Origin of the sequence: Catellatospora sp. TT07R-123 (assembly GCF_018327705.1) — a bacterium.
GTDB lineage: Bacteria > Actinomycetota > Actinomycetes > Mycobacteriales > Micromonosporaceae > Catellatospora.
This window is the reverse complement of sequence record NZ_BNEM01000002.1, coordinates 1,377,635-1,400,143: the sequence shown is the minus strand read 5'-3', so window position 1 is coordinate 1,400,143 and position 22,509 is coordinate 1,377,635. Positions and strand designations below refer to the sequence as shown.

Sequence of the window (22,509 nt, the reverse complement as noted above, 5' to 3'; positions counted from 1 at the left end):
GAGGAGCATCTATGTTCAGGCGAGCGATCCTCGTCCTCACGCTGCTCACCGGCGCCCTGATCGGCACCGCCGCCCCGGCGGCCGCCGCCGACACGTCCGTGCCCGGCTCGTATGCCGTCGGCTACGTCGACGCCTCGGTCAGCGCGTCCGGCCGGTCCTTCAGCGCCCGCATCTACTACCCGGCCGCGGCCGCCGGGCAGAACGCCGCCGTCGCCGCGGGCCGGTTCCCGGCCATCGCGTTCGGCCACGGCTTCCTCCAGGCGGTCAGCAAGTACTACGGCACCATGTCCCACCTGGCCTCCTGGGGCTTCGTGGTGGCCGCGCCGACCTCGCAGGGCGGGCTGTTCCCCAGCCACGGCGCCTTCGCCGACGACCTCAACGCCCAGCTGACCTGGCTGGTCGCGCAGGACACCACCGCCGGCTCGCGGTTCAACGCCCACATCGTCACCAACCGGCTCGGGCTGTCCGGGCACTCGATGGGCGCCGGAGCCAGCGTGCTGGCCGCCTCGCGCAACCCGGCCGTCACCACCGTGGCCAACCTGGCCGCCGCCGAGACCAACCCGTCGGCCGCGACCGCCGCCGCGTCGGTGGCCGCGCCGATGCTGCTGGTCGCCGGCTCGTCGGACACCATCGCGCCGCCCGCCGACAACCAGCGCAAGATCTACAACGGCAAGGCCGCGCCCAAGCAGCTGCGCACCATCACCGGCGGGTTCCACTGCGGCTTCATGGACTCGACGTCGAGCTTCTGCGACAGCGGCTCGATCACCCGCGCCGTGCAGCTGTCGCTGACCCGGCGCCTGCTCACCGACTGGTTCCGCTACTACCTGGCCGGCGACACCGGCTCGTACGACGCCGTCTGGGGCACCGCGGCCCACAACGACCCGCAGGTGCAGTTCGAGGGCGCGGCCTGACCGGCCGCCCGTCCGGAGCCGCCGTCCCACCCGGGCGGCGGCTCCGCCGTGCCCGGCGGGGCTGCGCGGATTCGGCTGTTCGGGTACGGTCGGGCGGACGTGAACAGCCCCCGCACCGGATCGCTCACGCGGCTGTCCCGGACGCGGATCGGCACCCGCTGATGCATGTAGACGATCTACCCGACACCGGCGCCGACCTGTGACCGAGCCGTGTCCATACGGCGCCATCTGGCTCTTGTAAAGAATCTCCGCCTGTGCCAGGCTTCCTGACCATATTCCTTCATCAACCTGTCGGGGATGGAGCCGGGAGTATGGACCGACGCACCGTACTGCGCACCGCGGTCGCCGCGGGTGCCGCCGCGGGGCTGGCATTGGGGGAGGAAGCCATGGCCGCGGGCAAACCGCAGCCGGTCGTGCGCGACATCAGACTGCACCGCTGGTCCGGCACCGCCGGATTCGCGGCGGGCACCGGCACGGGCACCACCGTGTCCGGCGGTGCCCTCGTCGTCGACACGCCGGCCGGACAGCTGTCCTACCTGGACCCGCACACCGGCGTCAGCGCCGACTACGACTACGCGGCCTGGACCTCGCCGTGGGCCGCGCCCGGGTTCGCCGCGACCGAGGCGATCCCGTCCTGGAACGCGACCACCCCGGCCGGGACCTGGGTGCAGGTCGACCTGCGCGGCACCACCGAGGCGGGCACCACCACCAGGTGGTACGTGCTGGGCCGCTGGGCCGACGGCGACACCGGCGTCCGCCGCACCTCCGTGGGCGGGCAGGCCGACGCCGACGGCGCCGTCACCACCGACACGTTCACCGCGGCCGCGGGCCGGGGCTGGACCTCCTGGCAGCTGCGGATCACCCTGCTGCGCCCGATCGGCAGCACCCTCAGCCCCGCGGTGCGCTCGGTCGCGGCCGTGGCCTCCCGGCTCCCCGCACCCGGCAAGCTCACCGCCAGCACGCCCACCCAGGCGCAGGGCACCGTGCTCGCCGTCCCGCAGTACTCGCAGAACGTCCACGACGGGCACTACCCCGAGTACAACGGGGGCGGCGAGGCGTGGTGCAGCCCCACCTCCACCTCGATGGTCCTGGCCTGCTGGGGCGTGCTGCCCCCGGCGGCCGACTACGCGTGGGTCGACGGCGCCGACCCGGCCCCGTGGGTCGACCACGCCGCCCGGCAGACGTTCGACCAGGCCTACGACGGCACCGGCAACTGGCCCTTCAACACCGCGTACGCCGCGACCCGGGGGCTGGACGGGTTCGTGACCAGGCTGCGCGGCCTCACCGAGGCCGAGGCGTTCATCGCGGCGGGCATCCCGCTGGTGCTGTCGGTGTCGTACAAGAAGGGCGAGGTCCCGGGCCTGGACTACGCCACCAGCGGCCACCTGCTGGTGCTGGCCGGGTTCAGCGCCACCGGCGACCCGGTGCTCAACGACCCGCACGCCCCGACCGACGCCGGGGTCCGCAAGACCGCCGGGCGGGCCGCGTTCGAGGCGGCCTGGCTCAACAGCAGCCGGGGCGTCGTCTACGTGATGCGCCCGGCGACCGTCGCGCTCCCGCCGGCCCCGGTCCAGGCGAACTGGTGAGCACGCCGTACCTGCAGGTCGAGAACCTGACCGTGCGCCTGCGCAGCTCCGACGGAGTGGTGCGCGCGGTCAACGACCTGTCGTTCTCCGTGGCGCGCGGCCGGACCCTGGGCATCGTCGGCGAGTCCGGCTCCGGCAAGACCGTGACCGGGCTGGCCGTGCTCGGCCTGCACGACGCCCGCAAGGCCGAGATCGGCGGCCGCATCCTGGTCGACGGCACCGACCTCCAGGCGCTGCCCGAACGCGAGCGGCGCAGGCTGCGCGGCGGCGACCTGGCCATGATCTTCCAGGACCCGCTGTCGGCGCTGCACCCGTACTACACGGTGGGCCGCCAGATCATCGAGGCGCACCGCACGCACGACGCGGGCGTCGGCCGCGCCGCCGCACGACGGCACGCGATCGACCTGCTCGGCCGGGTCGGCATCCCGCAGCCGCAGCGGCGCATCGACCAGTACCCGCACGAGTTCTCGGGCGGCATGCGCCAGCGCGCGATGATCGCGATGGCGCTGGTCAACAACCCGAAGGTGCTCATCGCCGACGAGCCGACCACCGCCCTGGACGTGACCGTGCAGGCGCAGATCCTGGACCTGCTGGCCGATCTGCAGCGGGAGTTCCAGTCCGCGATCATCATGATCACCCATGACCTGGGCGTGGTGCGGCAGGTCGCCCACGACGTCCTCGTCATGTACGGCGGCCGCGCCGTCGAGCACGGCAGCGCCGCGCAGGTGCTCGGCGACCCGCAGCACCCGTACACGTGGGGGCTGCTGGCCAGCGTGCCGAGCCTGACCGGCCCGGTCACCGACGATCTGGTGCCGATCCCGGGCAACCCGCCCAGCCTGGTGCACCTGCCCGCGGGCTGCGCGTTCCACCCGCGCTGCCGGTTCGCCGGCCGCACCGGCGGTGCCAGCCGCGAGCGGGTGCCCGAGCTGCTGGTCTCCGGCGAGCCCGGTCACCTGGCCGCCTGCCACCTGCCCGCCGCCGACCGGCGCGCGGCCCGGACCGAGACGGGGGTGTCGGCATGAGCGAGCGAAGCGAGCGAATCATGGGGCACAGTGTCGAAGAGCCTCATGCCGAAAGCCCGCGAAGCGGGGTTTCGGCATGAGTACGCCTTTGTTGCAGGTCGAGGGGCTGACCAAGGAGTTCGCCGTGCGCGGCGGGGCGCCGGTGCAGGCCGTGTCGGGAGTGGACCTGGCCGTGGCGCCCGGCGAGGCGCTGGGCCTGGTGGGGGAGTCCGGCTGCGGCAAGACCACCACCGGCCGGATGCTGGTGCGGCTGCTGGAGCCGACCGCCGGGAAGATCACCTTCGACGGCCGGGACATCACCCATCTGCGTGGCCGGGCGCTGCGCCCGCTGCGCCGCGACATCCAGATCGTCTTCCAGGACCCGTACGGCTCGCTCAACCCCCGGCACACCGTGGGCCAGATCGTGGCGATGCCGCTGGAGGTCAACGGGATCAGGCCGCCCGGCGGCATCCGGCGTCAGGTGCAGGAGCTGCTGGAACTGGTCGGGCTCAACCCCGAGCACTACAACCGCTACCCGCACGAGTTCTCCGGCGGCCAGCGCCAGCGCATCGGCATCGCCCGCGCGCTGGCCCTCAAGCCGCGCCTGATCGTGGCAGACGAGCCGGTCAGCGCCCTGGACGTGTCGGTGCAGGCGCAGGTGGTCAACCTGCTGCGCGGCCTGCAGCGCGACCTGGGGCTGACGTTCGTGCTGATCGCGCACGACCTGGCCGTGGTGCGGCACTTCTGCCAGCGGGTCGCGGTGATGTACCTGGGCAAGGTCGTCGAGTCCGGCGACCGCGAGGACATCTACACCGCGCCGCGGCACCCGTACACCCGGGCGCTGCTGTCGGCCGTGCCGGAGCTGGGCGAGTCCGGCCAGGGCCGGATCCGGCTCACCGGCGAGGTGCCCGCGCCCAGTGACCCGCCGTCCGGGTGCCGGTTCCGGACCCGGTGCTGGAAGGCGCAGGACCTGTGCGCCACCGCGGAACCGGAGCTGATCCCGCGCGACGGCAGCCGCCAGGCGGTGGCCTGCCACTTTCCGGAGCCCGGTCCGGAGCCCGGTCCGGAGTCCGCGACTGCTGAAGGCGAGGCCGCCCATGGCGATGCCGACTGAGCTCGACCTGAACCCCGCCCCGGCGCCGGTCGAACCCGTCGCGGCCGCCGCGCCGGAGGTGGCCGGGCGTTCGCCGGGCCAGCTCGCCTGGGCGCGGCTGAAGAAGGACAAGGTCGCGGTGACCGGCGCGGTCGTGATCGTGCTGATGCTGGTCATCGCGCTGGCGGCGCCGCTGATCGAGTGGGCGTACGGCATCGGCCCCTACGACAGCTTCCAGGGCCGGCTCGACCGGTTCGGCATGCCCCTGGGCTACGCGGGCGGCGTCGACGGCGACCACTGGTTCGGCCTGGAGCCGGGCCTGGGCCGCGACATCTTCATCCGCATGGTCTACGGCATGCGCACGTCGCTGCTGATCGCGACCGCCGCCTCGGTGCTGACCAGCGCCATCGGTGTGCTCGTCGGCCTGGCCGCGGGCTTCCTGGGCCGGTGGGTCGACGCGGTGCTGGGCTGGGTGATGGACTTCGCGCTGGCGATGCCGTTCATGGTGTTCGCGCTGGCGGTGGTGCCGACGGTCGCGCTGCGCTTCTACGGGCCGCGCGACGAGATCCCGCCGCTGTTCCGGGGCGTGGTGCTGGTCGGGATCTTCGCCGTGTTCGGCTGGACGGGCACCGCCCGGCTGGTGCGCGGCCAGGTCATCTCCCTGCGGGAGCGGGAGTTCGTCGAGGCGGCCCGCGCCGCCGGGGCGGGCCTGGGGCACATGCTGTTCAAGCAGCTGCTGCCCAACCTGTGGGCGCCGATCCTGATCTCGTTCTCGCTGGCGCTGCCCAGCTACGTGACCGCCGAGGCGGCGCTGTCGTTCCTGGACGTCGGCATGGTCGAACCCATCCCCGACTTCGGCCGGATGATCAACCGCAGCATCAACTACCTGCAGACCGACCCGGCGTACGTCTTCTTCCCCGGCATCACCATCTTCGTGATGGTGCTGGCCTTCAACCTGTTCGGTGACGCGCTGCGCGATGCGCTCGACCCCCGATCGTCGAGGTAGGCATCATGTTCCGTTTCGTGGTCAAGCGGTTGCTGTCGGCGGTGCTGGTCCTGTTCGCGGTCAGCATGCTGAGCTTCCTGATGTTCTTCGCGCTGCCCGGCGACCCCGTCAGCGGCATGTGCCCGAAGAACTGCAACGCCGAGCGCCTGGAGCGGGTGCGGGTCGAGCTGGGCCTGCGCGATCCGAAGCCGGTGCAGTACTTCGGCTACGTGAAGGGCATCTTCGTCGGCCGGGACCTGGGCACCGCCCAGGGCGGCCACTGCGACGCGCCGTGCCTGGGCTTCTCCTACATCCGCAGCGAGGCGGTCACCGACACGTTCAAGCGGGTGCTGCCGGTGACGCTGAGCATCGTGATCCCGGCCGCGGTGCTGTGGCTGGTGCTCGGCGTCGGCCTGGGCATGGTCTCGGCTCTGCGCCGGGGGACGCTGCTGGACCGGCTGGCGGTCGGCTTCACGCTGACCGGGGCGTCGATGCAACTGTACTTCGTCGGCGCGGTGCTGCTGCTGCTGTTCACGTACACCCTGCACTGGGTGCCGGTGCCGCACTACACGCCGCTGCTGGAGGACCCGCTGGACTGGGCGTCCGGGCTGGTGCTGGCCTGGGTGGCTCTGGCCTTCCTGTTCTCGGCGATCTACGCCCGGCTGTCGCGGGCGCAGATGCTGGAGACGCTGTCGGAGGACTTCGTGCGCACGGCCCGCGCCAAGGGCCTGTCGTCCTGGCAGGTCAACGGCAGGCACGCGCTGCGGGCCGCGATCACCCCGCTGGTCACCATCGCGGGCCTGGACGTCGGCTCGGCGCTGGGCGGCACCTTCATCACCGAGACCACCTTCGGCCTGCAGGGCCTGGGCCGCACCACGGTCGACGCCGTGCACACCGGCGACCTGGCGACCGTGATGGGCACCGTGATCCTGGCCGCCGTGTTCGTGGTGGTCGCCAACATCGTCGTCGACCTGCTGTACGCGGTCATCGATCCGCGCGTACGGCTGCGTTGACGATCCGGGCGGCCCGGTCCGCTACACCGGGCCGCCCGTCACCTCTCATGCACACCGAAGGGAACTTAGATGAGGACACGAGCGGCAACCGCCGCGGGCGCAGCGCTGGCGCTGCTCCTGCTCGCGGCGTGCACTGAGAATAAGGGCGAGGGCCCGGCAGTCGACGTCAACCGGCAGAGCACCGGCGTCATCGCCACCGACCCGGCCCAGTCCAAGGGCCCGGCGGCCGAGGTGGCCGGCGCCGTCAAGGGCGGCACCTTCCACGTGCTGCGCCAGACGGCGATCTCGCACCTGGACCCGCAGCGCATCTACTCGTTCGTCGGCCTGATGACCTCGCCGCTGTACGCGCGCTTCCTGACCACCTGGAAGGACGACGGCAAGGGCCACCTGACCCTGGTCGGCGACCTGGCCGAGACGCCCGGCACGGACGTCAACAAGGACTGCAAGACCTGGGAATTCAAGATCAAGGACGGGGTGAAGTACGAGGACGGCAGCGCGATCAGCGCCAAGGACATCGCGTACGGCATCTCCCGCGCCTTCAGCCCCGACTACAGCGGCGGCCCGACCTACATCCAGGAGTGGCTGGCCGACTCGGCCCAGTTCGACAAGGTGTGGGACTTCAAGGCCAACAAGGGCTCGTTCCCGCCCGGCCTGACCGCCCCCGACGACAAGACGCTGCGGTTCAGCTTCGCCAAGGGCCACTGCGACCTGCCGTTCGCGGTGTCGCTGCCCTACACCGCGCCGGTGCCGCAGGCCAAGGACACCGGGCTCGGGCTGGACACGCAGCCGTTCTCGTCCGGGCCGTACAAGGTCACCAAGAATACGGTCGGTACCGAGATCGTGCTGGAGCGCAACACGAACTGGGACGCGGCCACCGACCCGGTGCGCCACCAGTACCCCGAGAAGTTCGTGTGGAGCTTCGGCGCCGACGGCGACGCGCAGGCCAACCGGATCATCGCCGACAGCGGCGACGACCAGGCCGCGCTGGGCTGGAACGGCGTGCCGGCGTCGCTGGTCGGCAAGACCATCTCCGACGCGTCGCTGAAGTCGCGCTCGATCCTGTCGCCGACCCCGTCGGCCAACCGCCTCACCATCAACACGCTGCGGGTCACCGACGTCAACGTCCGCCGCGCGCTGAACTACGCCATCGACCGCGAGGGCCTGATCAAGTCGCTGGGCGGTGACACCGTCGCCTCCCCGATGACCACGCTGATGCCTTCCTCGACGCTCGGTTTCGTCAACTACGACGCCTACCCGGCGGGCCCGAACGGCAACATCGAGAAGGCCAAGGAGCTGCTGGCGGGCAAGACGCCGGAGCTGGTGCTGGGTGTCCTGGACACCGATGCCGAGACCGGCGCGCAGCTGGAGGCCAACCTGGAGAAGGCGGGCTTCAAGGTCACGGTCAAGCTGATCCCGGCCGACGCCAAGCTCGACGAGACCAGCAAGAAGAACAACCCGTGGGACCTGTACATCGACGCCTGGGCCGCCGACTGGCCCAGCGGCGCCTCGATCCTGCCGGTGCTCTTCGACGGCCGTACGGTCAAGGACGAGGGCAACAACAACCGGTCGTTCCTCAACGACGACAAGATCAACGCTGAGTTCGACCGCGTGCTGGCGATGGACCCGGCCTCGCAGGCCCCCGAGTGGGCCAAGCTGGACAAGAAGCTGATGGAGGACGACGCCCCGGCGGTGCCGCTGTACGTCGACGTGGCGTACTACCTGCACGGCTCCAAGGCGGGCGGCATCTTCGTCTCCAGCATCTTCGGGTACCCGGCCTTCGTGGACGCGTACGTGAAGTCCTGACAGACGCAGGAGCGGGGGTGGCCGGCGGCGTCCCGCCGGCCACCCCCGCTCCTTTTCCACCCCGCCCCGTGGGGTGGTCCGGCCCCGCATGGCTCTGGCAACGCGGGGCCGGACGGCAATAAGCCTTCTCCGTGCCTCAGGCGGCCGTGCGCAGCGCGTCGCGCAGGCTGCCCCCGGCGGCCGCCAGGCGGGTGCGCGCGGTCGCCGCGTCGACGCCCAGCTGCAGCACCAGCACGGCCACCGGCACCGAGCCCTGGGCCGCCCGCAGCGCCGTGTCGACCTCCAGCTCGCCCCGGCCGGTGATCAGCTCCACCAGCCGGTGCGCCCGCGCGTAGAGCTTCTTGTTGGTCGCGTTCATGTGGACCATCAGGTTGCCGTACGTGCGGCCCAGCCGGATCATCACCAGCGTCGACAGCGTGTTGCAGACGAGCTTCTGCGCCGTGCCGGCCTTCAGCCGGGTCGACCCGGCCAGCAGCTCCGGCCCCACCACGACCTCGATGCCGATCTCGGCCGCGGCCGCCAGCGGGGTGCCGGAGTTGCAGGCCACTCCCACCGTCAGGGCCCCGAGCCCGCGCGCGTGCCGCACCCCGCCCACCGTGTACGGCGTGGTGCCGCTGGCCGAGAGCCCGACGACGCTGTCGAGCTCGGTGAGCGCGATCGCGGTCAGGTCGGCCACCGCCATCTCGGCGGAGTCCTCGGCCGCCTCCACCGCCGAGATCAGCGCCCCGGGCCCGCCCGCGATGAGCGCCCGGACCAGGTCCGGGCCCACGCCGAAGGTGGGCGGGATCTCGCTGGCGTCCAGGGTGCCGATCCGGCCGGCGCTGCCCGCGCCGAGGTAGATGAGCCGCCCCCCGCGGCGCATCCGGTCGGAGATGGCGTCCACGGCCGCGGCGATCTCGATGGCGACCTCCGCCATGGCGTCCGGCACGGTCCGGTCCTGAGCCGTCATCAGCCGGACCAGGTCGGGCGTGGACAGCAGGTCGAGCTCTTCCGTACCGGCGAGGCGTCGCTCGGTGACCGGCATCGTCATCGCTTGACCGTCGGTCATCAGTCCCCCCAAGTTCACATGCTGGTGGGCGCCGCTTCGCGGCGCCCGGGTTCCGACACGCATCGTCCCCCGAGGTGCTGGAGAAAAGCAATACAGATGTTTGTATGCATGAAGAATTCTTTCATTGCAAGGACATGGCAGACCGATGACGTGGAGGTTTCGTTTGTGAGCGCTCAGCTCCGCGGGCGGGGACGGTGTTCGGCCATGTAGTCGCTCACGGCCTCGCGGGTCAGCTTCAGCGCCTGCTCGGAGGTGGCGAACGTGCGCTGGGTGATCCCGACGAACACGCAGTCGACCAGCAGCAGCTGGCTGATGCGCGAGGCCATCGCCCCGGGCCGGAAGGACGTCTCCCGGCCCGCCGACACCAGGGTGTGGTCGGCGGTGCGGGCCAGGTTGGACCACGGGTTGTTGGTGATCGCGACCGTGGTCGCCCCGGCCCGCCCCGCCTGGCGCAGCGGCTCGATGATGTCGGGCGTCTCCCCCGAGGTGGAGACGCCGATCGCCAGGTCGCCCTTGCGCAGCAGGGCCGCGCTGGTCAGTGCGGAGTGCACGTCGGTGAAGGCGTGCCCGGACATGCCGATGCGCAGCAGCTTCTGCGCCATGTCCGCGGCGACCAGGCCGGAGGCGCTCACGCCGTAGATGTCGATGCGGCGGGCGGCGATCGCCGCGGTGATGACCGTGTCGAGCTGGTCGGGGTTGAGCTGCGCGGCGGTGTCGGACAGCGCCTCGATCTCGGAGCGGGTCACCTTGGCGATGACGTCCGACAGCGGGTCGCTCAGCCCGAGGTCACCGGGGACCAGGCGGTCCGGCTCGGCCCGCGCGGCGGCGGCGGCCAGGGCCAGGCGCAGCGGGGCGTACCCGGAGAAACCGAGCATGCGGGCGGTTCGTACGATCGTCGCCTCACTGACCCCGGAGTTGGCGCTCAGCTCGGTGATGGTGCTGCGTGCCACGGTTGCGGGGTCGTCGAGGATCAGCCGCGCGATGACCTGCGCCGACGGCGTCAGCGAGGGCAGCACCGCGCGGACGCTGGCGACGAGGTGGTCGGGCTGGGTCTCGGTCATACGGTCATCTCCTCGGCGAACTGCGGCCAGGCGCCCATCTTCGCTGACCGGAGCCCTCGCCACAATCAGGCGCCGAATAATTCCTTCATGGAGATTGACGGATAAGGAGATTCCTGCCATCGTGGCGCTGTCCGCATGCCGGATCCTACGCCTGTGGACTCGATTCTCTTTCGTCTATACACGCTGTTAGGAGTTGATGGAATGAAGGTACGTCTCCTCGCCGCCGCCGCGGCAGCCGCCCTGCTCCTGGGCGTAGCGGCCTGCGGCGACGACGCCGGATCCACAGACGACCCCAACGCCGCCGGCGAGCTGAACGTCTGGCTCCAGGTCGAGGCGCAGAACCTGTGGCCCAAGACCGTCGAGGCCGCCAACGCGAAGCTCAAGGAGAAGTACCCCAGCGTCAAGGTGAACGTGGCGTACCAGACGTGGCCGGAGCACCTGGCCAAGTTCGACGCCGCGGCGCAGGCCGGCTCGGCCCCCGACGTGATCGAGCTCGGCTCCACCGAGATGGGCCTGTACATGGCCGCGGGCGCGTTCAGCGACCTCACCTCGCACCGCGCCGAGTTCGACAACAACACCACCTGGGTCAAGGCGCTGGAGGACTCGGCGACCTACCAGGGCAAGCTGTACGGCGTCCCGTACTACGGCGGTGACCGCGCCGTCATCTACCGCAAGGACCTGCTGGCCGAGGTCGGCGTCACCACGCCGCCGACGACCTGGGCCGCGCTGATGGACCTGGTCAACAAGCTCAACGCCAAGCACGCCAAGGACCCGACGTTCAGCTCGTTCTTCCTGCCCGGCCAGCACCAGTACGCGGCGATGCCGTTCGTCTACGACGCGGGCGGCCAGGCCGCCAAGCTCGGCGCCGACGGCAAGTGGGACGCCACGTTCAGCAGCCCCGAGGGCATCGCGGGCCTGAAGAACTGGAAGTCGCTGATGGACGCCGGCTACAAGGGCGACCGCACCATCAACGACCTCACCGCGTTCAGCACCATGGTCGCGGGCAAGGCCGCCATGTTCTACGACTCGGCCGGCCAGATGAAGAAGGTCTTCGGCGCCGACGGCGACCCGAAGCTCAAGGAGCAGATCGGCACGTTCCGGCTGCCCAGCCCGACCAAGGCCGACGGCTTCACGCCGGCGTTCATGGGCGGCTCCGACGTCGCCGTGACGGCCAGGAGCAAGCACCAGGACTGGGCGCGGGCGTGGATCGCGGCGTTCCTGAGCAACTCCTCGCAGCAGGCGTTCGTCGACGGCGGCTTCCTCGCCAACACCAAGGGCATCGTCCCCACCGACCCGCAGCTCAAGGGTTACGCCGACAGCCTCGCCGACACGTGGACGCTGCCGCCGGCCAAGAACTGGGCCCAGGTGGAGAAGAACAAGATCGTGCTTAACATGCTGGTGGACATCGCCACGGGCAAGGCCACGGTCGAAGCCGCCACCGAGGCGGGCGACAAGGCCATCGAGGCGTTGCTGAACGCCGGCTGATCCCCGGTGCGGCGGGCGCGGACCTCTCGCGCCCGCCGCATCCCCCTACGAAAGGAAGCCGTGGCCGTCACCGTCGCCACCCACGCCGCCGCCGGTCCGGCGCCCGCGCCGAGCCGGCCGGGCCGGTCGAGCCGGCCGCGCCGTCCGAGGCTGCCGCTGCTGCTGATCGCCCCGGCCGCCCTGATCCTGCTGCTGGTGCAGGCATACCCGCTGGGCCGTGTGGCGGCCCTGTCGTTCCAGGGCTGGGGCCTGGCCCAGATCTTCTCCGACCAGCCTGCCCCGTTCGTGGGCCTGGACAACTTCGAGCGGATCCTCAGCGACCCGGTCTTCTGGGCCGCGCTGCGCCGCACGCTGGTGCTCGCCGCCGCCATGGTCACCCTGACCATGCTGTTCGGCGTCGGCATCGCGCTGCTGATGGAGCGGCTGCCCGCGTGGCTGCGGCGGGTCGTGATGTCGGTGCTGGTGCTCGCGTGGGCGGTGCCGACCTTCGTGTCGACGCAGGTGTTCGCCTGGATGACCCAGCAGAACTTCGGCGTCTTCAACTACCTGTTCGGCCTCGGCCAGCACAACTGGTACATCAACCCGGTCGAGGGCCTGGCCGTGGCCACCGCCGTGGTGGTGTGGGGCGCCGTGCCGTTCATCGCCGTCACCACGTACGCCGGGCTCACGCAGGTGCCCGCGGAGCTGGTCGAGTCGGCGCGGATGGACGGGGCGTCGGGGCTTCAGGTGCTGCGCCGGGTCACCCTGCCGCTGCTGCGCCCGGTGCTCGGCATCCAGATCGTGCTGTCGGTCATCTGGGACTTCCAGGTCTTCAACCAGATCTGGCTGCTGCGCAACGCCTCCCCCGAACCCGAGTACCAGACCCTGGGCATCTACGCCTACATGCAGGCCTACCAGGGCCACGACTACGGCTACGCGGGGGCGGTGGCGCTGGTGACGGTGCTGCTGCTGGCCGTGCTGCTGGTCGTCTACGTCCGCCAGCTCATCCGGATGGGAGACCTCACGTGAGGCGGGTGCTGCGGGGCGTGTACGCCCTCCTCGGGATCATGGTCGCCGTCGTGTGGGTGTTCCCGGTCTACTGGATGGCCACCACCGCCATCAAGCCCGGCCGCGACATGTACGCCGCCGAGCCCCAGCTCGTGCCGCTGCACCCCACCATGCAGCACATCAACCGGGTGCTCCACGATGCCGCGTTCTGGCAGGCGCTGCGCAACAGCGCCGGGGTCACCGCGGTCACGGTGGTGCTGGCGATGGCGGTGGCGTTCCTGTCCGCCGTCGCGGTGGCCCGGTTCGACTTCGGCGGCCGCCGGGCCTTCCTGGCCTCGGTGCTGGTCGTGCAGCTGGTGCCGCACGTGGCGCTGATCATCCCGCTGTTCCTGACGCTGAGCGACCTCGGCCTGGCCGACACGCTGACCGGCCTGGTCGTGGCGTATCTGGCGTTCGCGCTGCCGTTCGCGGTGTGGACCATGCGCGGCTTCGTCGCGGGCGTGCCCCGCGAGCTGGAGGAGGCCGCGATGATCGACGGCTGCACCCCGCTCCAGGCGTTCCGGCGGGTGACGTTGCCGCTGGTGCTGCCGGGCCTCATCGCCACCTCGATCTTCACGATGATCCTGTCGTGGAACGAGTACCTGGTCGCCTACTTCCTGACCAGCACCCCCGACCGGTACACCCTGCCGCTGTGGCTGACGCACTTCATCACCTCGGAGGGCGCCGAGTTCGGCCCGCTCATGGCCGGGTCGACCCTCATCGCGCTCCCGGTGGCGATCTGCTTCGCCCTAGCCCAGCGCAACCTCGCCCACGGCCTAACCGCCGGCGCGGTAAAGGGCTGACCGCGCCCCACCCTCCACCCCCCGACCGCAGGCGGCGCTTGATTGCTGTCTGCGGTCGGTTTGTGCGTTCAGGGAGCACCTGATGACCGTAGGCGGCGATCAAGCCCCAGATCGCCGGGAACCAGCGGTATCGATGGGGCGACTACCCGTGACAGGACGCCGACCAGCCGGTGACGATGTCACTGCGGACGGGGGTGTTATGAGCGTGTGGCAGTACGTCCTCCTTGCTGGGCTGGGCGCGTTTCACGGTCTCAACCCCGGTATGGGGTGGTTGCTGGCGGTCGCGGCCGGGCTGCGCGAACGCAGCCGGGGCGCGGCGCTGCGGGTGCTGCTGCCGGTCGCGGGCGGGCACGCGCTGTCGGTGTTCGCGGTGGCGACGCTGGTGGGCCTGGCGGTGTCGGTCGGCGGGGCGCAGCGGGTGGCGGTCGTCGGCGGGGCGCTGCTGGTCGGGTTCGGCCTGTGGCAGCTGCGGGCCGGGGGACACCTGCACTGGCGCGGGTTGCAGCCGTCCGGGCGGCAGCTGATGGGCTGGTCGTTCCTGATGTCGTCGCTGCACGGCGCCGGGCTGGCGCTGCTGCCGGTGCTGGTCGCGGTGCCGGTGGCGGCGGGCGGGGGACACCATCACGAGATGGCGGCCGGCGGCCAGGTGTCGGCGCTGACCGGGCTGGCCGCGACCGCGGTGCACACCGCCGCGATGACGGCGGTGGCGGCGGTGATCGCCCTGGTGGTGCTCCAGCTGCTGGCGGTGCGGGCGCTGCGGGTGTCGGCCTGGCTGGACCTGGACCGGGTATGGGCCGTGGCGCTGATCGCCTCGGGCGCGATCACGGTCGCGCTGGCCCTGCTGGGGCACTGACACCAGAATGCCATGATTTACAACCATTAGAAGGATTCCATGACCGTCTATGGCGGGTACGGTGGGGGACATGTGTGATCTGACCGAGCAGGAGACCGCCACCGTCGTCGACGCGCTCACCGGCATCCGCGCCCTGGCCGACCGGCTGGGCGAGCACGTCAACTCGATCACCGAGACCAACTACATGCAGCACGAGGAGCTGGCGGCGCTGCTGGCCGAGCTGCGCGACGCGGCCGAGTCCGCCCGGGTCTGGGTGGCCGCCAAGCCCCTCGCCCACGCCGGCCACGACCACGGCGCCCACGATCACGACCACCACGACCACCACCACTGACGAGATCGCGATCGTTCGGCGTCTGTCTAAACCGGATCGTGCCCGCTATCGTCGCGGGCATGCCCGAAGCGACAGAGGTCGATCCGAACCCGGTGCCGGCGGCCGAGCCGCAGGCCGGCCAGGACGGCACCGCGCCCGAGCGCGCGGTGCCGGACGGCTGGCGGGAGTCGGTCCGCGCCGGGCTCGTCACCTGGGTCGCCGGGCTGCTGATGTACGCCGCGGCCACCTACTTCGCGTGGCTGCCGGTGCAGGACCTCCCGGCCAAGGCGGGTGACGCGCCGACCGGGTTCGAGGGTGCGCTCGACGCCTGGAACCGGTGGGACGTCGCCTGGTACCTGCCCATCGCCGACACCGGCTACGCGCCCGATCCGCTGCGGGCGGCCTTCTTCCCGCTCTATCCGATGCTGGTGCGCGCCGTGCAGACCGTCACGACGCTGTCGACGTTCCACGCCGCCATGCTGGTGTCGGTGCTCGCCTGCCTGGCCGCGCTGATCCTGGTCCACCGGCTCGCCACCGAGCTGCTCGACGCCGAGCACGGCCGCCGGGCCGCGTTCTACCTGCTCGCGTTCCCGACCGGGCTGTACCTCGTCGCGGCGTACAACGAATCGCTGTTCGTCGCGCTGGCGGTGGGTGCGCTGTACTGCATGCGGTGCGGCCGGTGGTGGTGGGCGGGCCTGCTGTGCGGCCTGGCCGGGGCGACCCGGCTGACCGGCGTCCTGCTGGGGCTGGCGTTCGTCTACGAATACCTGCGCCAGCGCGACTGGTCGGTCCGGCGCGTGCGGTGGGACGCGCTGGCGGCCCTGCTGGTGCCCTTGGGCGTCGTCCTGTACGCGCTGCACCTCCAGCGGACCCTCGGCAGCGCGACGGCCTTCCTGGACGTGCAGTCGCACTGGTTCCGCAGCGGCTACCAGCCGCCGTGGACCACCTGGCGCGAGGTGATCCGGCTGATCTCCGAGGGCACGACGTACCAGCCGGACACCGTGCGCAACACCGTGAACCTGGTGACCTCGGTCGGCTCGCTGGCGCTGCTCGGCCTGGCCGTCGCCGGGCCGTGGCGGCTCGGCCGGGGCGCGCACTACCTGATCGCGTTCGCGCTGCCCGCGATGCTGCTGCCGGTGGTCAACCCGGTGCACAACTACTACCCGCTGGCGTCGGTCTGGCGATACTTCCTCGAATGCCTGCCGGCGTTCCTGGTGCTGGCGCGGATGGGCGCCGACCGCACCTTCGACCGGATCTACCCGGTCGTCGCGGTCGGCGTGCAGGGCGTCATGGTGGTGACGTTCGTGCAGAACAACTTCGTCGGCTGAGGGCGCCCGGTCAGGTCACGGCGCGGACAGGTGCCGCGCCATCTCGCCGACGAGGTCCGGCCACAGCGGTGCGGGCAGGTCGTGGCCCATCCCCGGGTATGCGATCAGCCGCGACCCGGGGATGGCTTGGGCCAGGGCCTTCGGCCCGCTCGGCCGTACGAGGGGATCGTCCTCGCCGTAGACGATGAGCGTCGGGGCCGTGAGCCGGCTCAGGTCGAGCGTCCCCTTGGTGCCCCGACCCGCCGCCAGTTGGCGCCGTTCGGCTCGCGGGTCGAACGGCCGCCGGTCGTAGCCGCGGCGGGCCACGTCCCGCGCCCACGCCTCGTCGAACGCGCCCCGGGGTGAGGCCAGCATCCGCAGCAGGTCGACGATCCGCTGCTCCTGGCCCGCCCGGTCGGCGCCGTGGCGCATGCGGCCCATCTTCAGCACCGAGCCGAGCCGGATGTGCCGCAGGGCGAGCAGGCTGCTGGAGGCGGGCATGCTCATCAGGGCCGTCAGGCTGCGCACGCGTCCGGGGTGGCGGACCGCGAGCATCTGGCCGATCGCGGAACCCATCGAGGCCCCCGCGACGTGGGCCGACTGCCAGCCCAGCGCGTCCATCACGGCGAGCGCGTCGTCGACGAAGGCGACCGAGGTGTACGGCGGCCGGCCCCCGCCGAGCAGCGCCTGCCACCACCGCTGGTCGGGGCTGTCGAAGTAGGTCGACAGCCCCGAGTCGCGGTTGTCGAAGCGTGCGACGTGGAAACCGGCCTCGGCCAGGGCCCGGCAGAAGCCGTCCGGCCAGAGCAGCATCTGGTGCCCGAGCCCGGTGATCAGCAGCAGCGGCTGCCCGGACGCGTCGCCGAACGTCTCGTAGGCGAGTTCGACCTCGCCGTTTCGCGCCGTCATGACCGTCACGCCGCACCTCCATTTTTTCGATACGACCGTATCATATAAGCATGCCGAAGATCGTGGACCAGCAAGCCCGCCGTGCGCTCATCGCGGACACCGCCGTACGGATCATCGGCACGCGCGGCATCGAGGCGGCGTCCGTGCGCACCATCGCCGCAGAGGCCGGGGTGTCCGCCGGGGCCGTGCAGCGGTGCTTCGCGACCAAGGAGGAGCTGCTGCGGTTCGTGCTCGGCCACCTGAACACGGCCTTCACCGCCCGGGTGCTCGCCCGCATGGCCCGCACCTCCGACCCGGCCGACGACGCGGTGGGGCTTCGCGTGATCATCGATGAGATGCTGCCGCTCGACGACGAGCGGCGGCTGACCTCGGCGGCCACAGCGGCCCTGCTCGCCTACAGCGCCACCGAACCGCACGCCGGCCAGATCATGCGCTCGGCGTACGAGGGGGCGTACGCGTTCCTCGCGCGGGCCTTCGACCGGGATACCGCGATCGGGCTGTACGCCGTCGTCAGCGGACTGCAGGGCCCGCTGCTGGTCGGCGCGATCACCCCGGACCAGGCCCAGACTGTCGTGACGGCGGCGCTCACCGCCGCCGGATTCCGCGGCTGAGGCGCCGCCGGTCAGGCGCCGACCGCGTGGAAGCCGCCGTCGACGTGGACCACCTCGCCGGTGGTGGCCGGGAACCAGTCGGACAGCAGCGCGCAGCACGCCCTGGCGGTCGATGCGGCGTCGTAGTGGTCCCAGCCCAGCGGCGCCCGCTGCGGCCATGCCTCCTCGAACCCCTCGGCGCCGGGGATGGACTTCGCGGCCAGGGTGCGCGTCGGTCCGGCGGAGACGAGGTTGCACCGGATCCCGTGCGGACCCAGATAGCGGGCGAGGTAGCGGTTGGCGGACTCCAGCCCGGCTTTGGCCACGCCCATCCAGTCGTACACCGGCCAGGCGCGGGTGGCGTCGAAGGTGAGGCCGACGATGGACCCGCCCGCACCCATCAGCGGCAGTGCCGCCGTGGCCAGGGCCTGGTAGGAGTAGGTCGAGACGTGGACCGCCCGGGACACGTCCTCCCAAGCCGTGTCGAGGAAGTTCCCGCCCAGCGCGGCGGCGGGCGCGTTCGCGACGGCGTGCAGCACGCCGTCGATGCCGTCGGCGTGCTCGCGCACGCGGTCGGCGAGGCTGGCCAGGTGGGCGCGGTCGGTCACGTCGAGTTCGAGGACGGGCGCGGGCTCGGGCAGGCGCCTGGCGATGCGCTCGACCAGCGACATGCGCCCGAATCCGGTGAGCACCAGGCGGGCGCCCTGCTCCTGGGCGATCCGGGCGACCGAGAACGCCAGCGACTGCTCGGTGATGATGCCGGTGATGAGTAGACGCTTGCCCGCCAGCAGCCCAGCCATGCCGAGATTCCTCTCCAGACGCCTTCGCCGGCGCGGACTCGCGTCGACACTGGCTATAGCCTCACCCCTACCGAGCGGTCACGAAGATGTCTCGATGCATGAATGTCCACTAGATTTGTTGTATGGAAGCTACAAGGGCGTCGTCCTGGCTGGGGCGGGTGGTGTCTCCGGGAGGATGATCCGGATCGGGTTGCGGCGCGATGGTTGTGGTGATGGCGGAGGGGCGGGGTGATCGTCGTTTCAGGTCGGAATGTGGTGCTGGGATGCACTGAATGACCGCCAATGCCGATCTTCGGAGCGGGGGGCGGGTCTTGGTCAGTGGTCGCGGAGTAGGCGTCCCATCTGGGGGAGGCGGTCGTCGAGGCCGTGTTCGCGCAGGGCGTGCCAGAGGGTGGCGGCGTTGATCGCGATCACCGGCTTGCCCAGTTCCTGTTCGAGCTGGTCGGCGAGGCGTACGAAGGACAGGTTGGTGCCGACCTGGACCACGGCGTCGACGTCGGGTCCGTCGAGGGCGGCGACGGTGTCGCGCAGCCGGTCGTCGGGCACGCGGGCGATGTCCATGGCGGTCGGGCAGCGCAGGCCGGTGATCGCCGCGACGTCGAACCCCGCCTCGGTGAAGAACCGGCCGACCTCGCGATCGGCGATCGGCTGGTACGGCGAGAAGACGGAGATGCGGTGGCAGCCCAGTTCCCGCAGCGCCGCCCGGCAGGAGCTCGCGCCCGTGGTGACCGGCAGCCCGGTGCGGTCGCGCAGCCGCTGCTCGAAGGCGGCGTTGCCCTCGACGCCGCCCCAGAACGTCTCGGCGGACATACCCATGACCATGCGGTCGGGTTCGGCGGTGAGCACGTCGCGCACGGCGGTGTCGATCGAGGCGCGGATCTGGCCGAGCAGCGCCTGGAAATCCTCGTCGTCGCCCATCACCGGGTTCGGGATGTGCATCGAGCCGGCCCGGTAGGCGACACCCGGCACCCGGGCGGTCCAGTAGTCGTGCTCGACGACGGTGTTGGTGCTGGGCACGATGACGCCGAAGACGGCGCGCGGCCCGACGGCGTTGGTCATGCGCGGGCCAGCCGCTGCACGACGTCGTCGACGATGCGGTGGGCGCGGGTACGGGCGGTGGGCCGGTCCAGCAGCAGCGCGTCCAGCAGCAGGGGTGAGGCGATCATCGCGACGGCGTCCTCGCGCTGGGTCGCGGGCACGCCCGCCGCGCGCAGCACGGCGTGGAACGGTTCGAGCAGGTCGCTCACGTACCGGTGGCGCAGTTCGGCGGCGCCGGGGTCGGCCGCCGCGGCGACGACGAGCGCCTGCAGGAAGGCGCCGACGGGCCGGTCGCGCAGCCGGTTGCACAGCAGGTCGACCTCGGCGTGCAGGTCGCGGGCCAGGTCGCCGGAGGGCTCGACGGGCGGCAGCGGGGCGACCTCGATCAGGGCCGCCAGCACCGCGGCCGGGGTGGGCCAGTGGCGGTAGATCGTGGAGCGGGACACGCCGGTGGACTGGTGCAGGCGCTGGGCGGTGAGCGCGGCGGCCCCCTCGGACAGCAGCAGTTCCAGCGCCGAGGTGAGCACCACGGTCGCGGTGTCGGAGGTGGGCCCGGTGGGGCGGCCAGGTCGGTTCACGGGGTTAACGCTACATCTTGTACTTGAAAAAGTTAACCGATACATTCCGCACTGGAAATTGTCACCGCTCGGAGGAGGCAGCCATGCGCCCGCACGTGGAGATCATCGATGAACGCGACCTCATCTGGCACGTCGCGGAGTTCCAGCACGCCAGCGGCAGCGCCGAACAGCGCAACCTCAGCTACGACGAGGAGGACGGCTCCGCCTCGCTGAAGGTCCGGTTCACCAGCGACTGGTCGCGGCCCGCCGGGGTGCACCACGCCGACACCGAGTGGTACGTCCTGTCCGGACAGATCACCATCGGCGACACCACCCTGGGCGAACACGGCTACTGGACCGCCCCGAAGGGTGTGTGGACCCCGGCGGTCACCGTCACCGCGGGCACCGAGATCCTGCTGTACCGCGAGTACGGCGACTGGCACTTCGACCTGGCCGACGCCGACCGCGAGTTCGTCCGCCCCGACCAGGTCCTGGTCGTGCTCGACAGCGCGCAGATGCCGTGGATCGACGTCAAGGACGGCAGTCCGATGCGCTTCGACCTCGGCGGCACGCCGGTGCCCGGCCTGTACATCAAGCTGCTGCACCGCGATGAGAAGACCGGCTTCTACACCCGGCTGATCAAGGCCAAGCCGGGCTGGCGCGAGGTGCCGCTGGCTCACCATCCCTGCTCGGAGGAGGCGTACTGCCTCGAGGGCGCGTTCGACTACAACTTCGGCAAGATGTGGCCGGGCACGTACTTCTGGCGGCCGCCGCTGGTGCGCCACGGCGACTTCACCGCCGGGGACGAGGTGGGCTGCACCTGGCTGGTGCGCTCCGACAGCGACCTGGTCGACTGGTACACCGACAACGCACGGGTGGTGGTGCAGGGCGACGCCACCAACTGGGGCCCCGCCAACCCGCACAGCGCCGCGCCCAGGCTGGTCGAGCCGGTCCGCTCCCGCAGCATCGGCCGCTGGAGCGACCCGACCTACCAGTGACAGAGCCCCCCGCCGGTTGGCGCGGGGCGGGGTGGGGCGGGTGATCGTCGTTTCCGGTCACGATGTCGCGCTGAAGCGCAGAAGATGACCGGAAACGCCGATCTTCGCGGGAGAGGCGGTCGCTGCCGGAGGTAGGGGACCGCTGGCGGTCACGCCGGGAGCAGGGCGGTGTGGACGCGGGTGAGGTCGGGTGCGGGCAGGCCGGTGCGGCGTAGCGCGAGCAGCGCGGCGCCGAGCTCGCCGGGCCCGGCCGTTGATACCGCTCGGGGCGGGTGCGATCCGGCGAACCGGGCCGTGACCAGCTCGGCGACCAGGGTGGGGCCGGTCAGGATGCCCCCGGCGAAGACGAGCGGTTCAGCGGGCTGGGGTGCCAGGGCCTCCACCGAGGCGACGAGATGGTCGGCGGCTTCGGCGGCGATCAGGCGGGCGGTGGCGTCACCGGCGCGGGCGGCGGCGTCGACGACCGGGCTCAGCCTGGCCAGGGTCGCGGGTGGGGCGCCGTAGACGGCCCGGATCAGCCGCTGGGCGAGGGCGTGGGCGTCGGCGCCGCCCGGCTCGAAAGCGGCCGGGAAGGGGCCGTCCAGCAACGCGGCGGGGACGGTGTGCGTGAGGACCGTGTCCGGGCCGCGGCCGTCGAGGGCGTCCAGCGCGGCGGTGACCGCCATCCGGCCCAGCCAGGTGCCCGAGCCGCGGTCGCCGACCAGCCAGCCGTACCCGTCGCAGCGGCGTACGACCGCGCCGTCGGCGATGCGCCCGGCGATCGCGCCGGTGCCGGCGACCAGGACCAGCCCTTCGGGTTCGGGCGTACCGGCGGCGAAGTTGACCACCAGGTCGCCGACCACCTCCGGGGTCCCGGCCAGCCCGGCCGCGTGCCAGGCGGCGGCGGCCCGCCGCAGCGCGTCGGCGTGCCCGGCGCCACCGGCTCCGGCCAGCCCGAACACCCCGGTCGCCACCCGCGCGGCGACTCCGGGCGTGGTCCCGGCGGCCTGGGCCACGGCGGTGCGGACCGCGTCGGTGAGGGCGCCGACCGGATCGGGGGAGCTGTGCGGGTTGGCACCGCCGGCCTCGGCCCGGCCCAGCACCCGGCCGTCCCCGTCGACCACCACGCACCTGGTGCGGGTGCCGCCGCCGTCGACCCCGACCACGACCGTGTCCATGGCTGGCTCCTCAACTCTGGTCGTACCGCCGCCGAATGCATGATGCCGCAGGCGGGCCTCGTCGCCGGCCTGCGGTCCTCGACCACCGGTCAGCAGGCTCGCGTCTTCCGTCCGCGAGCCCCGGGCCAGGGCCGTCTGAGTTGCCGGGCAATCGGGCGAATGCGGGTGCCGCAGG

22 protein-coding genes are annotated in these 22,509 nt (G+C 71.7%); 15 read left to right on the top strand and 7 right to left on the bottom strand.

Features of this window, described 5'->3' with window-relative positions; genetic code table 11:
* Positions 1-11: 11 nt before the first annotated feature.
* From Cs7R123_RS26190 to Cs7R123_RS26160, 7 genes are all read left to right on the top strand, one after another.
* Positions 12-911: a dienelactone hydrolase family protein gene (locus Cs7R123_RS26190; RefSeq protein ID WP_212830360.1), complete on the top strand. Its 900-nt coding sequence runs from the start codon at positions 12-14 to the stop codon at positions 909-911.
* 311 nt (positions 912-1,222) lie between these two features.
* Positions 1,223-2,497 carry a peptidase C39 family protein gene (locus Cs7R123_RS26185; protein WP_212830359.1) on the top strand — a complete coding sequence of 425 codons (1,275 nt, stop codon included), beginning with the start codon at positions 1,223-1,225 and terminating at the stop codon, positions 2,495-2,497.
* Positions 2,494-3,519 carry an ABC transporter ATP-binding protein gene (locus tag Cs7R123_RS26180; protein ID WP_244872156.1) on the top strand — a complete coding sequence of 342 codons (1,026 nt, stop codon included), beginning with the start codon at positions 2,494-2,496 and terminating at the stop codon, positions 3,517-3,519. Before Cs7R123_RS26185 ends, Cs7R123_RS26180 begins: the two co-directional genes overlap by 4 nt.
* A gap of 76 nt (positions 3,520-3,595) precedes the next feature.
* Positions 3,596-4,612, top strand: coding sequence for an ABC transporter ATP-binding protein (locus Cs7R123_RS26175; protein ID WP_212830358.1), 1,017 nt, complete (start codon positions 3,596-3,598; stop codon positions 4,610-4,612).
* The gene (locus tag Cs7R123_RS26170; RefSeq protein WP_212830357.1) at positions 4,596-5,597 is read left to right on the top strand and encodes an ABC transporter permease; all 1,002 of its coding nucleotides are present in this window, start codon (positions 4,596-4,598) and stop codon (positions 5,595-5,597) included. The genes Cs7R123_RS26175 and Cs7R123_RS26170 overlap by 17 nt, the downstream gene beginning before the upstream one ends.
* 5 nt (positions 5,598-5,602) lie before the next feature.
* Positions 5,603-6,589 carry an ABC transporter permease gene (locus tag Cs7R123_RS26165; protein WP_212830356.1) on the top strand — a complete coding sequence of 329 codons (987 nt, stop codon included), beginning with the start codon at positions 5,603-5,605 and terminating at the stop codon, positions 6,587-6,589.
* Positions 6,590-6,658: 69 nt separating this feature from the next.
* Positions 6,659-8,392: an ABC transporter substrate-binding protein gene (locus tag Cs7R123_RS26160; protein ID WP_212830355.1), complete on the top strand. Its 1,734-nt coding sequence runs from the start codon at positions 6,659-6,661 to the stop codon at positions 8,390-8,392.
* Between the two features lie 136 nt (positions 8,393-8,528).
* Here the strand turns inward: Cs7R123_RS26160 and murQ are convergent, their stop codons facing one another.
* Positions 8,529-9,440 (bottom strand): N-acetylmuramic acid 6-phosphate etherase, encoded by a 912-nt coding sequence (gene murQ, locus Cs7R123_RS26155; RefSeq protein WP_212830354.1) that lies wholly within the window; start codon positions 9,438-9,440, stop codon positions 8,529-8,531.
* Positions 9,441-9,613: 173 nt separating this feature from the next.
* A complete protein-coding gene (locus tag Cs7R123_RS26150; RefSeq protein ID WP_212830353.1) occupies positions 9,614-10,501 on the bottom strand; it encodes a MurR/RpiR family transcriptional regulator in 888 nt (295 codons plus the stop codon).
* A 201-nt stretch (positions 10,502-10,702) separates the two neighbouring features.
* Here Cs7R123_RS26150 and Cs7R123_RS26145 point away from each other — a divergent pair, with 201 nt between their 5' ends.
* The 6 genes from Cs7R123_RS26145 to Cs7R123_RS26120 all read left to right on the top strand — a co-directional run bounded on the left by Cs7R123_RS26145 (position 10,703) and on the right by Cs7R123_RS26120 (position 16,306).
* A complete protein-coding gene (locus Cs7R123_RS26145; RefSeq protein ID WP_212830352.1) occupies positions 10,703-11,986 on the top strand; it encodes an extracellular solute-binding protein in 1,284 nt (427 codons plus the stop codon).
* 60 nt (positions 11,987-12,046) lie between these two features.
* Complete coding sequence (locus tag Cs7R123_RS26140) at positions 12,047-12,994, top strand: carbohydrate ABC transporter permease (RefSeq protein WP_212830351.1); 948 nt, start codon at positions 12,047-12,049, stop codon at positions 12,992-12,994.
* Positions 12,991-13,815, top strand: a complete 825-nt coding sequence (locus Cs7R123_RS26135; protein ID WP_244872155.1) for a carbohydrate ABC transporter permease — start codon at positions 12,991-12,993, stop codon at positions 13,813-13,815. The genes Cs7R123_RS26140 and Cs7R123_RS26135 overlap by 4 nt, the downstream gene beginning before the upstream one ends.
* A 262-nt stretch (positions 13,816-14,077) precedes the next feature.
* A complete protein-coding gene (locus Cs7R123_RS26130) occupies positions 14,078-14,668 on the top strand; it encodes a hypothetical protein (RefSeq protein WP_244872154.1) in 591 nt (196 codons plus the stop codon).
* A gap of 70 nt (positions 14,669-14,738) precedes the next feature.
* Positions 14,739-14,999, top strand: a complete 261-nt coding sequence (locus Cs7R123_RS26125; RefSeq protein WP_212830349.1) for a hypothetical protein — start codon at positions 14,739-14,741, stop codon at positions 14,997-14,999.
* Positions 15,000-15,058: 59 nt separating this feature from the next.
* A complete protein-coding gene (locus tag Cs7R123_RS26120) occupies positions 15,059-16,306 on the top strand; it encodes a mannosyltransferase family protein (RefSeq protein ID WP_212830348.1) in 1,248 nt (415 codons plus the stop codon).
* A 15-nt stretch (positions 16,307-16,321) separates the two neighbouring features.
* Here the strand turns inward: Cs7R123_RS26120 and Cs7R123_RS26115 are convergent, their stop codons facing one another.
* Positions 16,322-17,194: an alpha/beta fold hydrolase gene (locus Cs7R123_RS26115; RefSeq protein ID WP_244872465.1), complete on the bottom strand. Its 873-nt coding sequence runs from the start codon at positions 17,192-17,194 to the stop codon at positions 16,322-16,324.
* Positions 17,195-17,244: 50 nt separating this feature from the next.
* On the opposite strand from Cs7R123_RS26115, the gene Cs7R123_RS26110 reads away from it, so the two are divergent.
* Positions 17,245-17,805 carry a TetR/AcrR family transcriptional regulator gene (locus tag Cs7R123_RS26110; RefSeq protein ID WP_212830346.1) on the top strand — a complete coding sequence of 187 codons (561 nt, stop codon included), beginning with the start codon at positions 17,245-17,247 and terminating at the stop codon, positions 17,803-17,805.
* Positions 17,806-17,816: 11 nt separating this feature from the next.
* Here Cs7R123_RS26110 and fabI read toward each other — a convergent pair whose 3' ends face one another.
* From fabI to Cs7R123_RS26095, 3 genes are all read right to left on the bottom strand, one after another.
* Positions 17,817-18,584 (bottom strand): enoyl-ACP reductase FabI, encoded by a 768-nt coding sequence (gene fabI / locus Cs7R123_RS26105; protein WP_212830345.1) that lies wholly within the window; start codon positions 18,582-18,584, stop codon positions 17,817-17,819.
* Positions 18,585-18,899: 315 nt separating this feature from the next.
* Positions 18,900-19,643, bottom strand: coding sequence for an arylmalonate decarboxylase (locus Cs7R123_RS26100; RefSeq protein ID WP_212830344.1), 744 nt, complete (start codon positions 19,641-19,643; stop codon positions 18,900-18,902).
* Complete coding sequence (locus Cs7R123_RS26095) at positions 19,640-20,200, bottom strand: TetR/AcrR family transcriptional regulator (protein ID WP_244872153.1); 561 nt, start codon at positions 20,198-20,200, stop codon at positions 19,640-19,642. The genes Cs7R123_RS26100 and Cs7R123_RS26095 overlap by 4 nt, the downstream gene beginning before the upstream one ends.
* A gap of 83 nt (positions 20,201-20,283) precedes the next feature.
* On the opposite strand from Cs7R123_RS26095, the gene Cs7R123_RS26090 reads away from it, so the two are divergent.
* Complete coding sequence (locus Cs7R123_RS26090) at positions 20,284-21,177, top strand: DUF4437 domain-containing protein (protein WP_212830342.1); 894 nt, start codon at positions 20,284-20,286, stop codon at positions 21,175-21,177.
* A 149-nt stretch (positions 21,178-21,326) separates the two neighbouring features.
* On the opposite strand, the gene Cs7R123_RS26085 is transcribed toward Cs7R123_RS26090, so the two are convergent.
* Positions 21,327-22,334 (bottom strand): N-acetylglucosamine kinase, encoded by a 1,008-nt coding sequence (locus Cs7R123_RS26085; protein ID WP_212830341.1) that lies wholly within the window; start codon positions 22,332-22,334, stop codon positions 21,327-21,329.
* Positions 22,335-22,509: the final 175 nt, after the last annotated feature.